This is a genomic window from Bradyrhizobium sp. Arg816 (genome assembly GCF_029989365.1).
In the GTDB taxonomy this organism is placed as follows: Bacteria; Pseudomonadota; Alphaproteobacteria; order Rhizobiales; family Xanthobacteraceae; genus Bradyrhizobium.
In genome coordinates, this window is record NZ_JAPRAQ010000021.1 from 65,410 (window position 1) to 80,370 (window position 14,961).

The window sequence follows — 14,961 nt, forward strand, 5'->3', positions numbered from 1 at the left end:
ATACGAGAAACACATCAACAGGAACCCGGCCGTGATCGATAATCTGGATGAGATAGATCCGAATAGTGTGGGGGCTATTCTCTACCGTCCAAAAGACGATGTGGATAGGCTACTCGCCGATTTCGCTCAGGATATCGCGCAGCAAGGCGTACGCATCGGCGGCATCGTGCAGCGACACTCGAGGTGCGCAAATGGCACGCAGGTCATGCTCGCAGTCGACGTTGCGACAGGACAAGAGATCTCGATTTCCCAGCCACTCGGCAGCGGAGCTATGTCCTGTAATCTCGATACAAATGGGCTTGCCGAGGCCGCAGCCGTCGTTTCCCAGGCACTTCGCAACGAGATCGATCTTCTCGTGATCAACAAATTCGCCAAACAAGAAACCGCCGGCCGGGACCTGCGCGCCGAATTCGTTGACGCGATCACCCGAGGCGTACCAGTCCTGACAGCCGTTCCGAAGAAATGCCTTGCCGACTGGCGAACCTTCACCGCGCGCGTTGGCACGCTGCTGCCTTGTGATCGTCAATCCTTGGAGCAGTGGTGGCGCGAGATCTCAACGCGCGTGGCGCGCAGCGGGGCCTTCAGCCCCAGCTGCGGTTATTTGGGGACGACGATACCGGACCGCTTGATGACGACAGTGAGACTGTCGAGCACGTCGTCTCCGAAATCGCCCATCAAACTCTTTCACCGCCTGCGAAAACAGCCTTAGCTCTGGCGTCCGCTCCCACGCTCTGTGCCACGTGATGCCTCGCGAACGGCTGATTGCGGACCTTCAATGGCGAGACGTCGCAGTTCAACCAGCCGCACGCGCTAACCAGTTCAAGCCGACATCAACCCCTCAGTCGGTTGTGCAGTGCCCGCCGGTCGACTACGAGATTGCTAGGGTTCAGGTCTGGCTGTCGTCTCCCCGCCAACCGCCTGGCCAGCGCCCGCGTACCGTGGAGCACAAAGACACCGCAATCGTAGCCGTTCCTCTGATGGCGTATGGACGCGTTTTGCAGGTTGGCCCCCACGCGTTGTGCGAGCATTGCTGCAGGCCTATCATTGTGCCCCCTGGAGGAGTCGTCGTGGTAGGCAACGGGATTGCTGCGATCGCGGCGGTTCGCCAGCAGCAGCGACCAATGGGAGCCGCGGTGATTGAGGTCCGTAGCGCTGGCATCGTTCACCGGCATGAACAGGAAGTCGGCTCTATCATTCTCATTCCGATCATCGACAATGCGATGGAATGCGCGGAGCGCGTCCGCCTCGGTACCCTGGTCCACCCGAAAGGCCATGAGAAGATCTACAAATCGTATCCGGCGGGCGAGGTTGGAATTGCTTCCCCGCAACTCCTGCGACAGGAGCTCGTAGTCCCGCTGGATATGCTCGTCCCCCAGCCAGTCCCTGGCTCCGAGCACCCGCCCGCTGCGGTCGCCGGCAGAGGGACTCGCACTGGAAGCGGCGACCTGGGCATTAGGAACCGAGGATGGGCCAGGATGATGAATAAGCTGAGCGTCGCGGCGTTCTCGCAGACCCAATGTGATGGAGTAGGTCTGACCGTTGATGGAGACCGGCTGCGGTGCCATTCGCGAACTCGGCAATAGCATTTTATTGTCCAATACATCGAGCAGGAAATCCGGCACCGGCTGTGAGCCATGCTGCCAATCCTCGCCGACGAGATATCCTATATCCTCGAGCTCTTGCGGCATGCCTGACGGCCCGATGAAGAACGGGGGTCTGCCGGCAGGGTCAGCACCGGCCCTGACTGGGCAGCGTCACGCATGTCCTGCGGTGTGGACGGCAGGTCAACCAAAGAACCGAGACCGCGGTAGATATCTGAGGACCGAGCTGGCTCGCCCTTCGGCGTTGGAAAGTCGAAATAGGACGGCAGTTGCGGGGACCAAGTCGGGCTCGACCCAGCCTGCTCCCGCAAGCCGGCCTGACCAAACGGGCCTAACACCGGCGGCCACTCACTTTCGGACGGCGGCGTCGGCAAATCTCGCATCCAAGTCGGGGAACCTGCTCTTTGAGGAAAGGGTACACCCAGGGCTCTGTTTGCCTCGACGACTTGCACATACTGCCTGGGCTTATTGAGAGTCACGCCAGATTTCGCTTGGCCTCGGCGTAAGCCCGGTAGTCTGCATCCAGCGAGCGTTGCTGCTCATTATTGCCGTTGATTCGGCTCGCGATGCTCTCCTTGCCCTCTGTGCTGAGCCAATCACTGAACTTGCGTTGCGCCGAAGCAGTACTTTGAATGGTTTTTCTCCTATGCTGGGAACTCGGGTCGAGCTTGCTCAGCTCTTCGTTGGCAAGGCCGCGATGAGGCTGTCGTCGTCGTCGTAAGGACGAAATCCTTGTTGGGGCTCGAGACCTAGGTTCTCTAAAGGGATCGAGTGGGGCCGTCCGCTTTGTGGCTTTATTGAACGCCGCATAATCTGCGTTCAATGACGATTTCTACGAATTGCCGTCGATTCTGTCCATGATGCTTGGCCTGCCCTCCCTCTGAAGCCAATCACTAAAGGAGCGTAGCCGGGAAACCATCGTCGAAACGGCGGCTCTCTCTTGGTCGCATCAGATCCAAGCTTGGACAGAGCGTCGGTCAAAAAGTCATCGATGGTGGAGATGTCCTCCGGATGAGCCGACAATGTTTCGCGTCCCATCAGTCGGGCCCCGGCACCGACAGCTTGGAGCCCGTCAGCCCCGATCCTGCGCAGATGAGAAGTGCCGCGCTGGGGCGGTCACGATCATCGCCGCCAGCTTCGGCGTACTCGTCGATGTCGGCGGCGAGCGACCTTGGTTCATTGAACGCCCGAAGAGCCAATGGCCCCTTATGATGTGCTCGGAGCCAACGAGCAAACGTGTTGAGCGCCTGCACATTGGACTTGATCGTAGCAGCCGGGACCTTTCCATTCCCCCGGCCTCTGGTACCATCGGGAGTAATTCTGTAGTCTTTGACGTTTTCCACGAACTGGCGGATCATCCGCTCGTCCTGAGACTGTACAACCTGACGCTACGTAGAGTTCAAGCCCCAATCGCCGCCGACGGCGAGCTTGGTTGGCTTTCAAGCGTTTCAGGATCCGGCAAACCCTCGAGCCTGGTGATCTACCGCCGCTTCAAGCGCCTCAATGCGCGAAGCGCCGTAGCCTATGATTACTCGCACCTTGTTTGGCAACGGCGAGCAACTGGTCTTACTAGCGCAATCTGTTGTCTCGGCAATACAGCCGCTCTTGTTTGCGCCAGATGCTACGAACCTCGCCCTTCGTCAGGTTCAGTATTTCCATTAGATCTCGGCAGGCCGACAGTCATTTGGCACATTGATGGCGAGATGCGGCAGTTTGCTCTAAGGGACGCAGAAGGGGCTTTGACCAGACGCTTGCAGGCGAAGATCTCAGGCGGTCGCGCAAAGCAAGACTGTTTTCATGAGTTTTGGCAAGGAAGCGCTTGGCTGCACATTTTTCGCTGATCGACCACTCCTGAGAACGGATGGCATATAGCTTGCTTCAACAATGAAGTCACCTTCTACAGAAAGAACATTTGTGAGGACAGCATGCTCGGAATTGGAAGTCAGTTGCCGCCGTTCGAAATCACAGGGGTGAAACCCGGTTTTCAAGCGCAGGAGGAAGGAGGACAGAGTGCATTCGAGACGCTGACCGAAGCGAGCTTTCCAGAACAATGGAAGATCATCTTCTTCTATCCCAAGGATTTTACCTTCGTATGCCCGACAGAGATCGCTGAGTTTGCCCGGCTGTCCAAGGAATTCGCCGACCGCGATGCGGTTGTACTGGGTGGTTCGACTGACAATGAGTTCTGCAAGCTCGCTTGGCGGCGCTCACATGTCGACCTGCACAATCTGCCAATCTGGCAGTTTGCCGACACAAAGGGAACGCTCGTCGATGGTCTTGGCGTGCGTTCACCCGAAGGGGTTGCCTATCGTTACACCTTTATTGTTGACCCCCAAAATACGATCCAGCACGTCTATGCGACCAATCTCAGTGTCGGGCGCAGTCCTAAGGACACGCTCCGCGTTCTGGACGCGCTGCAAACTGACGAGCTCTGTCCTTGCAGCCGCGAAATCGGCGGCGAAACCTTGAAGGTTGCCTGAGGCAGCATGTCGTCGATCGAACAACTAAGCGACAGGATTCCCGATTTCGCGAAGGATGTCAGGCTTAACTTGACCTCCTTGGTGGCCGATGAGACGCTTTCGCCGCAAAGAAAATACGGGCTGCTGCTGGCGAGCGCGATTGCCACCCGCAATGCAGCCCTGATTGCCGCCATGGAATCGGCTGCGTCCGCTGTGATGACATCTGTGGCGATCGCCGCAGCGAAAGCCGCAGCCTCCCTGATGCCAATGAACAACGTCTACTACCGCTTCGCTCACCTCGTTTCCAACCCGGAATACAAGACGATGCCGCCACGGCTGCGTATGAACGTGATCGGCAATCCCGGCGTGGACAAGTCCGATTTCGAGCTGTGGTCGCTTGCGGTCTCCGCCATAAACGGCTGCGGTGCCTGCATCGATGCCCATGAGAAGACACTGAGAGCCGCGGGCGTCAATTCCGAAGCGATCCAGACCGCCGTGCGGTTTGCCGCGATCATGCAGTCAGTGGCGATCGCAATCGAGGCCGCTGGGCCCAACCCCTCTCAGGCGAGGGGTTGATCCCTCCTCTGCCATCCGATCGACTGCGTTGTGGCGCCATTCAGTGACGCCACAACCAGTCCTTCGCGGCTCCCGAACGACATCTGCAAGTCATGTCTTGCGCAGCGTCCCCACGAAAGAGTGTCTTGCTCGAATTCCAGGTGCCGTGCAAGTGACGCGGAATGCGCCACAGATGCGGTGAGACCCTATCACCTACTCCGTCGCACCACGGCCCTGTTCCACCATCACCCAAACTTAAACTGCACTCCATATCCGCCGCGCGGATGGCTCCATTCGATGTCGCCGGTGGGCTCGGCGATCACGCGGCAGGTACCGCACTCGATGCAGCCGTCAACTGTTATCTCGACCTGGCCGTCGTCGTTGAGCTCGTAGCATCGCGCGGGGCAGGCTTTCAAAAGTGCAAGTAGCTGCGGCGATGGCGTCGTGTGCGCACGGACTTTGACGTGAGGGTGACCGATGTCGACAAGATAGCGGTTGTAATACAGCTTGTCTTCGACGCGCACTGGGGGTTCGACATTCATGCTTTGACCTTCCATTGTTGGGCTTCACACTGTCGCGGTCAGCGCCAGGCCCGGGCAAAACGACAAGCATCGCCGAACAGACCTGTCCATGACCGCGCCTTGACAAAGGATTTCAGAGTCGCCTTCTCCTTCTCAACCTTAGGCGTACCATCGACGCGCACAAAGTTTTGCATCGCCTTGGAGATGAGCTGCGGATAGGTGAGAAAGAAGTTTTGTGACTGGGTATGCATTAGGGGCGGCATATCCTTGTACTTCTTTAGATCTTTGATGACGAAGGAATCGTCTAGCATCTTCTTGTAGATCGACAGATTTGTTGCACTCATCGGCTCGCCGCGCGATTTCACCAGGCCTATCGCTTCGGCGGCGATGCGGCCGGAAGTCATCGCGAGATTGGAACCCTCACGATGAATGGCATTGTTGAGTTGTGCTGCATCGCCCACTACGACCCAGCCTTCCCCATAAAGCTGCGGGATCGACTTGTACCCGCCTTCAGGAATGAGATGCGCCGAATACTCCTTGACTTCCGACCCTGCTATCAGGGGCGCCACAGAGGGATGGCTCTTGAATTGATCGAGCAGGCCGTAGGGCGTCTGGCCCGTGCGCTGGAAGTCGGCGACGAGACAACCCATGCCGAGCGAAATGCACTCTTTGTTGGCATAGATGAAACCCATTCCGGTCATGCCGCGGGAAATGGTACCGGCCGCCTCGATCACGACGCCTTCATCGCCCTTGAGATTGAAGCGCGCCTCGATGGTCTCGCGAGGCAAGAAGTGCATCTCCTTCACCGCGAGCGCAACGTTATCGGGGCTCGGCCGCGCGCGCAGGCCCGCGCGCGTCCCGAGCAGGCCATTGACCCCCTCGGCCAGCACGACGACATCGGCATGTATTTCGCCGTCTCGGCGATCTGTACGAACACCGACGATCCTTTCACGCTCATCCCGTACGAGCTCCGTGACTGTCGTCTCGCACAGCAAGGTCGCGCCAGCCTCCCGCACCTTGGAAGAGAACCATTTGTCAAACTGGGCGCGTATAATCGTGTACCGGTTCGGCCGTTCCTCGTTGAAGTCGTCTGAACGGTAATGCATGCCGACATGGGAGCGATCGTCCATCATCCAGAAACGCTGCTCAATCAGGTGACGTTCGAGCGGCGCCTCCTCTCGAAACTCGGGGACCAGTTTTTCCATCATGTCGGCATAGAGGATGGCGCCCTGCACATTCTTCGATCCAGGATATTCGCCCCGCTCGAGCTGCAGCACCTTCATGCCGCGTTTAGCCATGGTCAATGCCGCCGCGTTGCCGGCCATACCGGCTCCGACCACGATCGCATCGAATCTCTCTTCAATCATCATCATCTCCTCTAGACCGCGATCCGGGCGCGCGAATTCGGCAAAAGCCGGGCGCGAAATGCGGTCGTCAGCGCCGGCAGCAATTGGATGGCGTCACTGACGATCGCGAGATGGGCAAAGTCGAAGATCGGAGCGTTCTTGTCAGTATTGACGGCGACGATCAGATCCGCGCCCTCCACGCCAACCCGGTGCTGGATCGCGCCGGAAATGCCGGCGGCGATATAAAGCTTTGGCCGGATGGTTTTCCCCGTCTGGCCGATTTGCCGGTCAGACGTAACCCACCCTTTTTGTACCAGAGGACGCGAGCAGCCATATTCAGCGCCAAGCAGAGTCGCGAGCTCGCGCACCGACCGAAAGTTCTCAGGCGATCCCAGTCCCAGGCCGCCCGCAACCACGACATCGGCATAGGCCAGATTGGACGTTTCTGCATCGCGGTCGGGTAGGAACGACAATACTTTTGTGACAATATCGTCTTCGACAAGGCCGAGCGGATGGACGATGATACGAGCAGCATCGCGTACGACGCGCTCAGGCATCGGCATGACCCGCGGGCGGATGGTTGCCATCTGCGGACGATAATTCAAGGTATAGATCGTGCAGAGCAGCGAGCCGCCAAAGGTCGGACGCGTCGCCGCAAGTGAACCATCGGCGTCGACGTCCAGCGCGGTGCAGTCGGCAGTGAGCCCCGTCGACAGGGTCGTCGCCACGGAACCTGCGAGATCGCGACCGAGCGTCGTCGCCCCCAACAGTAGGATCTCGGGCTTGTAGGTATTGACGAGTTCGGTTAGCGCTTTGGTATAGGATTCGTTGCGGTAATCCGACAAAACATTGTCGCTCACGAGATAGGCCAAATCGGCGCCGTAGCAAAAGGCGTCAAGCGCGGCGTTACGTGTGTGCTGCCCCTCCGGACCGATAACGACAGCGGCAAGATTTACCTTTAGCCTGTCGGCAAGCCTGCGCCCCGCACCCATGAGCTCCCATGAAACCGGATGCACCTGGCCACGCTCCAGCTCGACGAAGACCCAGACGTGCTTATACGCCTTGAAGTGCTCCGGCAGTTCTTTTTTGGCTGCTGCGCGCCCGGCCGGCGCCGACATGGCCGTTCTGGTGACATTGCTCATACTCTAAATTCCCCTCAAAGATAGGCGCGCCCGCGCCACAGGTTGCTTTGTAGCTTCCTTAACTGAAGATCACTTTTGGTCAGCAAGTGGCCGGCTGCTCTGCCCCATCTGCTTGGTCAGACCGGCCTCACAACAAGACGCGTCGTCGCGATAGACGTACCGGTCCGGCGGGATTTGGCTAGGTCTTCCACACTGAACGCTTGCGCGCCGCGTTTGACGAGCGCCACCGCGGTGGCCAGGGCGCCGCGGTGATTCTGACCGTTCGCTTCCATGCCTGAGTTGGCGATTCCGTTCGCTGCGCAATACCTGCGCCTCACTTTCGGCCCACCAGCTCCACATTGACTGTGACGACCAGCGCGATCCTGGCAACGCACCTGTCACGCGATCCATGCCGAGCCTCCAGCGCGGACAGCCCGTATGGGCCGACGTTGGCCCTCTTCCTGACGCATGTTGCTATCCGCCATGAGATGGATACAAATCTGAGCGGAATCCGGGGCCGATTTGATGCGGACGACGCTGTGCATACCCTCTCCAGGTGTAGCGCGAACGGGCGACTTATCCATTGACCACCATCTCACCGTCCATACGGAGCCTTGATCGCGTCAAAGACCGTTTCGAACGGACCTGGCGCGATCGTAAGCCACGAGATGATGGCGCAGGGCTCGGCAGGCACTAAAAGCAGCATAATGGGTCTTCCTTCAATCTCACCTCGGACGACTACCATCTGTCGGCATCGATGATCGGATCGGCAGGACAACAGCAAGTGTCGTACCAGTTGCAAAAAACACTGAAAGTCAGTCGAAAGTAATGGTTTCGCAGACACTTGAAATATCCGCTGATACCGTGGACACGACCACTCCAGACATGGGTCGGGAATACGACAGCCGCCGCTCGGGTGATAGCTGCAGAGAGTTGACCCGGATAAAGACGAAGGCCGCACATCGGGTTGCCACGGTGCTCCATCGGGCACACCTTGCCTGCAGTGGAACGCTAGATCACTTCAGCTCGCTCAATGGGACAAAGGCCGCCGCCTTCTTAGGGTCTGCGACCGCTTCCTTCAAAACCTTGAACACTCGCTGGTCGATCGGTGACGATGCCACGAAATCGGCATAGGCCTGCTCCAGCATCGCCTTGCACCGAGCTCTGATTTCCGGCTCTGCGGCACCAGCAAATTGCTCTTTTGCAAAATATTGTCCCATGCGCTTTAAGATGTGAAGGCGCGCGACATTCACGATTTTAGGGTCGTAATCGACGCCAAGTAGCGAAAAAAAGTCCTCCGCCGATGAGGCCTTGCTGAGCCGATCCAGGATACCGGCTGCCGGGGATGAGTTGATCATGGAAATTCTCCTTCGGATTAGCTCTGGACGGTAAATGAGATGAGATGGCGCCTGTTGACTGCTGGCGGGATCAATGGCCAAACCACGATCGAGGCTGACGCTCGTCAGGACGGTCGCCGGACCGGAACTCAGCGCGAGAAGACGCCGATTGGCAGTGCGGGGCGGCTCGCCATGGGGTAGGAGATGACAGCATGTATGCGGAACGGGAAGTAAGATCTGGAGGTGAGATCGCGCCAGGGGATCTGACGTGCGAAAGCTGGACACCGTTCGGGCCCATCAGCGATATCGGACGCCGTCCTTGCGGCGCGTCTGTTTACGTAAACGCTGCTGGACACGGCTTTTCACGCGGGGTGGGTTGCCAGGCATCCGCACACGTCGCGCCAGATCGCCGCCACGGTTTCGCGCTCGACCGGCCGCTTGTGCTCGATGGCATATTTGCGGACTTGCGACAGAATCTGTCTGGCTTGATCGGCGCTGGCGACGAGCTGCAGTTCATCGAGTAACGCGGTGATCGCCCCAAGTCCGGAATGCTTGCCGATCACAAAGCGGTTGCAGCGGCCAAACAAAACGGGATCAAGCGATTGATAGGTGCGTTGATCCTTCAAAAGGCCATCGACATGAATGCCGGATTCGTGCGTAAATACATGCTCTCCGACGATGGCCTTATTCACAGGAATCACACGTGCGGCCGCGGCTGCTACCACCGCAGCGACGTTCTCGAGCTCCGGGAGTATGATGCCGGTCTCGCGACCGTAGAGCTGCTTGAGTGCGACCGCGATTTCCTCGAGCGGGGCATTTCCGGCCCGCTCGCCCAGCCCGATGACGGTCACTGAGGCGTGGCTCACGCCGGCCTTGATAGCGGAGAGCGTGTTGGCGGTCGCGAGTCCGAGATCATCGTGACCGTGAAATTCGAGTTCGAGATCGGTGGTCGCGCGCAAATTCCTTACCAGCACGTAGGTTGCGTCGGGATCGAGCACACTGAGCGTATCTGCAATACGAAAGCGACGCGCGCCCGCGGCTTTTGCAGTTGCCATCAGTCTGATGAGAAAATCGATGTCGGCGCGAGAGGAGTCCTCACCACCGACGGCGACTTCAAGTCCGCGCGCACAGGCATAGCCTACCAATCGCTTCACCCGTTCCAGCGCCAGGTCGCGATGACCACCTAGCTTGGCCGCGATCTGGACATCGGAGGTCGGGATCGACATATTGATCATGGACACCTTTGCTTCGATCGCCGCGTCGACATCCGATTCCCGCATCCGGCACCAGCCTATGGTGGTCAGCGGAAGATCTGCTTCGACAATGGCGCGAATGGCGGCGATCTCCTCGTTGCCCATCGCCGGCGTTCCCGCCTCGATCTCCGTGACTCCGGCCCGTGCCAGCGCCTGCGCGATCGCTAGCTTTTCCTCTGCGGTGAACGCAACGCCGGGTGCCTGCTCGCCGTCGCGTAATGTCGTGTCGTTGAGCACGGTGGGCTTGGCGCGCACCTGGTCGGACCAAGACGACTTTGCGGCGGTGCTAGCGGCAATCACGCGAGAGCTCCTCATTGTTTGACCTACCTAAGCTTCAGCAAATGGATTGTCGTAAATGACGCCTTGCCTATTGCCCCGCCGAGTTCGAACTTTAATGCAGTTGCGGCGCGCCAGGAGGTGAGAATTGTTGCGGAGCACTTGAGCCCGCCGCCGCCTTGGACACATGGTCACTCGCTCGAAACGGCGTCAGCCGCGCCCTCAACCTTCCGCGCGGCTTACCAAATCCTGCGAGGCTTTCTCCGATGATGGTGCGATCGCGGACCCTTGTGGCAGTTCAGATGGCCAGTCGCCGGCAACGACCGGCCGAGCCGCCTGCAACAGAAAGTCGCGCCGGCGCTCGGCCATCCGGCTCTCACCGCTTTCTTCGCCGAAGCAGAGGTTGAAGTCGACACATTGCGTGCACACGGGTGTCGTGCACATCACGAGGCCTTCATCCTCGCAAAGCATGCGGTAGAAGAAGCGCTTCCAGCGCATATTGTTGACATTGCGCAAGGCGAGCGGCGCGAAATGGCGGCTCAGCAGCCGAGAGAGTTCGCCACGATTGCGCAAGCCGAGAGCTTCCCACAGATGGTCTGGCTCAATGGCGCGGCGCGCGATCATCGCAGCCAGCCATCGGCCGATATCCCCTTCAGTCGAGCGTTGCTTGAGCAAGAAATCGCGCAGCATTGCGATCTCGTCGTCCTCTTCGCACTTGAAAGCCGAGAGCTGCTCCGCGAGCTTGATCTCAAGGGAGGGAAAGTACTGCTCCAGCAAGGCCGCCAGTTCAAGGCCCGACAGGCCGGCCTTCTCGGGAAGGGAGCCACCATCCATTGTGGCAGCCGCAAGGATGGACGCCAGGACATGGCGATCGAGATTGCTGTCGACGGCAATATCGGCATCTGCTGGAGGCACACCGGTGAGCAGGCTGTAGATTGCAATTCCCCTGTGCATCTGACTGTTGGCATCAACGGCACAAGCAGCCATCAACGGAAGGAAGTGCGCTTCGGACATAATTTTACGAGTTTCCACAATGGTCAGGCTTGCGCTGCCGCATCCTGGTTTTGATCAGGGTCGATCGTCAGAATGCCGGCCTCCCGGGATGGGGGGTGAGGGAGACCGGCATTCGTCGCGCGCCTTCGCAAGGCCGCGACTCGCGACCTTTACGAGGCCGCGAGTTCGGCGGCGGTCTTGCCGACGATGGCTTCGTCCACGGGCTTCATAATGCCATGCTCCATCAGCATGTCCTCGAGCTCGTCCATGGAGATTGGAGTCGGGATGATGCCCTTGCCGCCATTTTTGTGAACCTTGGTCGCAAGATTGCGATAGTGATCGGCCTGCTTGGAATCGGGTGCATATTCGAGCACCGTCATGCGGCGTAACTCGGCATGCTGCACCACGTTGTCGCGCGGCACGAAGTAGATCAGTTGAGTGCCTAGCTTTTTGGCCAACGCTTCCGCCAGTTCCAGCTCCTTGTCGGTCTGCCGCTCATTGCAGATCAGACCGCCCAGCCGCACGCCGCCAGAGTTTGCGTATTTCAGGATTCCCTTCGAAATGTTGTTCGCGGCATACATCGCCATCATTTCACCAGACATCACGATATAGATTTCCTGCGCCTTGTTCTCGCGGATCGGCATCGCAAAGCCACCGCAAACGACGTCGCCGAGCACGTCGTATGAGACATAGTCAATGTTTTCGTAGGCACCGTTCTCCTCCAGGAAATTGATCGAGGTAATGACGCCGCGGCCGGCGCAGCCGACACCCGGCTCAGGACCACCGGACTCCACGCAGCGAATGTCCTTGTAGCCGACCTTCATTACGTCCTCGAGCTCGAGGTCCTCCACGCTGCCGGCGCTCGCTGCAAGGCTCAAGATCGTGTCTTGCGCCTTGGCGTGCAGAATCAGGCGGGTCGAGTCCGCTTTCGGGTCGCACCCCACAATCAGGATTTTCTGACCCATCTCGGCCAGCGCCGCCAGCGTGTTCTGCGAAGTGGTCGACTTGCCGATGCCGCCCTTCCCGTAGAACGCGATTTGTCTTAGTGAAGACATGTTGCTCTCCATCAACCGGTTTGCCAAAAGTTGCGCGCTTGTTGCGCGCGAGCTTGTTTCTCTCTCAGAAACGGAAGCACACGGGTTCAAGGGAAGGAGCACATCGCTCGTCTTACGCGTCGGCGTGCACTCAGCCCTCACTCAGTGTTGCTGCCACTTATTAGCAACCGCCGTGCCAACGCTTGACCACGCTCCTTAAGCTTCTGATTACGTTTCTGAAAACCAACTAGCCGGTGAGCAAGGTACTGGCTGTTTTGGATCTAACAGGATCTGCGCGGCTGTCGGAAAGCTAACAAAGGACCACAACCATCAACGCGAAAAACCTGTTCCGATGCCTTCAGGTGTGGAATGGAACTTGCTCCGATTTGACGACCGTGAATATGCCGGTCGGGCCCGAAACCTGGCGCATCAGCGGCGAGGTTGCATACATTGGTACGGGGCTTGGGCTGACTTTGGAGATGATCGGCAAGAAATTGAACAGGCTCCCGAAGCAGCCGCGCCGTACGAATCGTTCAGCTCAGCGCGCCGACATAGGTATGTCGTGACGACAATCATCTTCTATCAGAAGCCCGGCTGCGCCACTAACGCGCGTCAGATTCAAGCGCTGAAGTCCGCCGGGCACGACGTGATCCCCCAAGACATCTTGAAGGAGCCATGGGATGCGGAGGAATTAAGCGGCTTCTTCGGCAATATGCCCGTCGGCTCCTGGTTCAACCGAGCTGCAGCACGTATCAAGTCAGGCGAAGTCAATCCCGACACTATCGACGCGGCAAGCGCACTCGCATTGATGGTGGGCGATCCGCTCCTGATACGACGACCGCTGATCGACGTAGACGGGGCACGATGTGCCGGACTCGATCATGAGCCCGTGCTGTCGCTGCTTGGCCGCAAGACGCAAGATGATCTCGAGGGATGCTTGCACGAAGCAAACCCCACGCCCTGTCCGCAGACCTGAGGAAACCAAGGAGCGTCCCCCAGCCCCATCAAACAAGCCAAAGATGACGTTTCCCACTTCCGGCTTCCTTAACGGGCAATAGGCGACGGCACCCTCGCTGAGACGGCGCGCGCGAGTGGCTGCTCCGTTCGCCTATGCGGCGCTCGAATGCCGCGCTTCTCGCCGTTGTGAGAGGCCGCGACAGTTCCCGCCCTTATCGCGCATCACGTCCGCGGCCTGGATCCGATCAGAGCACCAGGCCGAGAGGCGGTTTCTTGAAGAGACTCGGCGCTCTTGACTTGAATAACGATCAGAACAGGCTTCGCGGCCGTGATCCTTATGCAACTTAGCGGCATAATTTCGCTCTGCCCATTCCCATTTTGATCGGCATCAAATCCTCCGCCATTCCCCGTGTGTGACAGAGATCTCGCGCGGCTCTTCGCGCGACTTTTGGAATGGAGAATTCGATGAGAACAAGGACAGTTCTGACGAGGGCATCACTCCTCGCGTTAGCAACCTCGTTGGCCAGCATCCCGGCACAGGCTGCAGATCTGGGCCGAGCGCCGATCTACTATAAAGCGCCCCCGATCGAACCCTTCAATCCATGGATGATCCGCCTGCGCGTGCTTGGCGTTTTGCCGAATACTGCAGGCAGCTCAGTCAGCGTCGCCGGGGCGCCCTCGCTGTCCTCACCAAGTTCTGGGCTTTCCATCAGCGATCAAGCCATACCCGAGCTCGACATCACCTATTTCTTCACAAAAAACGTTGCCGCCGAACTCATTCTCGGCGTGACTAGCCATCACATCAGCGGCAATGGCGTGCTCACTGGCCTCGATATCGGCAACGCCTGGCTGTTGCCGCCAACACTGACCCTGCAATATCACTTCACCGATTTCGGCGCGCTCAAGCCCTATATCGGCGCGGGCATCAACTACACCGCATTCTTCAACCAATCGGCAGCCAATACGTCGCTCGCCGGGCTTGCCGTTACGGATTTGCGCATCAGCAACCAATTCGGCGCGGCGGTCCAATTCGGCTTCGATTACATGCTTGATCGTAACTGGGGCCTCAACTTTGACGTGAAGAAGCTATGGCTGCGGCCGGAGTACTCTGCGACCGTAAACAATGCGATTGCCGTCACCGGGCGCGCCAACATCGACCCATGGCTCGTCAGCGGCGGCGTCGCTTACAAGTTCTGACGCTAAAACAGGATCAGAAAGGGGACTCCGTTTCATCAACCCGGCCGCTGCGAGCTCATCGAGCGCGTACCATAACCTGAGTAGTGCAAGCAGAGCGAGATGACGCGTCAAGGACGCGTCATTTCGCAAGACGCGGGAAGCCATTCGCAGCACTGCTCTCGTTGTGAGCTACGGATCACGCAGCATGGAGTGCCGGTACACAAACAGATCGACCCAGCATATGTTCATATTATTATCTAGTCGCGCGTTGCAAAGGCGCCATTTGCCGACTGGGCCGAAGAAGAAAGGCGGCACGCCGCGCAAAGTCAATG

Annotated in this window: 14 protein-coding genes; 5 read left to right on the forward strand and 9 right to left on the reverse strand. The window is 58.7% G+C overall.

Features of this window, described 5'->3' with window-relative positions; all coding sequences use genetic code 11:
- The first annotated feature begins 31 nt into the window (after positions 1-31).
- Entirely contained in the window at positions 32-709 is a 678-nt protein-coding gene (locus tag OWC48_RS34865; protein WP_308777022.1) for a DUF2478 domain-containing protein, read from the forward strand.
- A gap of 121 nt (positions 710-830) precedes the next feature.
- On the opposite strand, the gene OWC48_RS34870 is transcribed toward OWC48_RS34865, so the two are convergent.
- Positions 831-1,688 (reverse strand): Ulp1 family isopeptidase, encoded by an 858-nt coding sequence (locus OWC48_RS34870; RefSeq protein ID WP_282524050.1) that lies wholly within the window; start codon positions 1,686-1,688, stop codon positions 831-833.
- Between the two features lie 950 nt (positions 1,689-2,638).
- A complete protein-coding gene (locus OWC48_RS34875; RefSeq protein WP_282524051.1) occupies positions 2,639-2,959 on the reverse strand; it encodes a hypothetical protein in 321 nt (106 codons plus the stop codon).
- A gap of 567 nt (positions 2,960-3,526) precedes the next feature.
- Between OWC48_RS34875 and OWC48_RS34880 the strand changes: the two genes are divergently transcribed.
- Both OWC48_RS34880 and OWC48_RS34885 read left to right on the forward strand, forming a co-directional pair.
- A complete protein-coding gene (locus tag OWC48_RS34880; RefSeq protein ID WP_282524052.1) occupies positions 3,527-4,081 on the forward strand; it encodes a peroxiredoxin in 555 nt (184 codons plus the stop codon).
- 6 nt (positions 4,082-4,087) lie between these two features.
- Positions 4,088-4,636, forward strand: a complete 549-nt coding sequence (locus OWC48_RS34885; RefSeq protein WP_282524053.1) for a carboxymuconolactone decarboxylase family protein — start codon at positions 4,088-4,090, stop codon at positions 4,634-4,636.
- Between the two features lie 224 nt (positions 4,637-4,860).
- On the opposite strand, the gene OWC48_RS34890 is transcribed toward OWC48_RS34885, so the two are convergent.
- From OWC48_RS34890 to nifH, 7 genes are all read right to left on the reverse strand, one after another.
- On the reverse strand, positions 4,861-5,157 hold the full coding sequence (locus OWC48_RS34890; RefSeq protein WP_282524054.1) for a ferredoxin family protein: 297 nt from the start codon (positions 5,155-5,157) through the stop codon (positions 4,861-4,863).
- Positions 5,158-5,195: 38 nt separating this feature from the next.
- On the reverse strand, positions 5,196-6,503 hold the full coding sequence (locus OWC48_RS34895; protein ID WP_282524055.1) for an FAD-dependent oxidoreductase: 1,308 nt from the start codon (positions 6,501-6,503) through the stop codon (positions 5,196-5,198).
- 11 nt (positions 6,504-6,514) lie between these two features.
- Positions 6,515-7,624: an electron transfer flavoprotein subunit alpha/FixB family protein gene (locus OWC48_RS34900; RefSeq protein WP_282524056.1), complete on the reverse strand. Its 1,110-nt coding sequence runs from the start codon at positions 7,622-7,624 to the stop codon at positions 6,515-6,517.
- 995 nt (positions 7,625-8,619) lie between these two features.
- Positions 8,620-8,961: a nitrogenase stabilizing/protective protein NifW gene (gene nifW / locus OWC48_RS34905; protein ID WP_282524057.1), complete on the reverse strand. Its 342-nt coding sequence runs from the start codon at positions 8,959-8,961 to the stop codon at positions 8,620-8,622.
- Between the two features lie 341 nt (positions 8,962-9,302).
- Positions 9,303-10,493, reverse strand: coding sequence for a homocitrate synthase (nifV, locus tag OWC48_RS34910; RefSeq protein WP_404979857.1), 1,191 nt, complete (start codon positions 10,491-10,493; stop codon positions 9,303-9,305).
- A 198-nt stretch (positions 10,494-10,691) separates the two neighbouring features.
- The gene (locus OWC48_RS34915) at positions 10,692-11,483 is read right to left on the reverse strand and encodes a nitrogen fixation protein NifQ (protein WP_282524058.1); all 792 of its coding nucleotides are present in this window, start codon (positions 11,481-11,483) and stop codon (positions 10,692-10,694) included.
- A 149-nt stretch (positions 11,484-11,632) separates the two neighbouring features.
- Positions 11,633-12,517 (reverse strand): nitrogenase iron protein, encoded by an 885-nt coding sequence (gene nifH, locus OWC48_RS34920; RefSeq protein WP_091956652.1) that lies wholly within the window; start codon positions 12,515-12,517, stop codon positions 11,633-11,635.
- Between the two features lie 541 nt (positions 12,518-13,058).
- On the opposite strand from nifH, the gene OWC48_RS34925 reads away from it, so the two are divergent.
- Together OWC48_RS34925 and OWC48_RS34930 are read left to right on the forward strand one after the other, a co-directional pair.
- Positions 13,059-13,472, forward strand: coding sequence for an ArsC/Spx/MgsR family protein (locus tag OWC48_RS34925; RefSeq protein WP_282524059.1), 414 nt, complete (start codon positions 13,059-13,061; stop codon positions 13,470-13,472).
- A 434-nt stretch (positions 13,473-13,906) separates the two neighbouring features.
- Positions 13,907-14,650: an OmpW family protein gene (locus tag OWC48_RS34930; protein WP_282524060.1), complete on the forward strand. Its 744-nt coding sequence runs from the start codon at positions 13,907-13,909 to the stop codon at positions 14,648-14,650.
- The last annotated feature ends 311 nt before the right edge of the window (positions 14,651-14,961 follow it).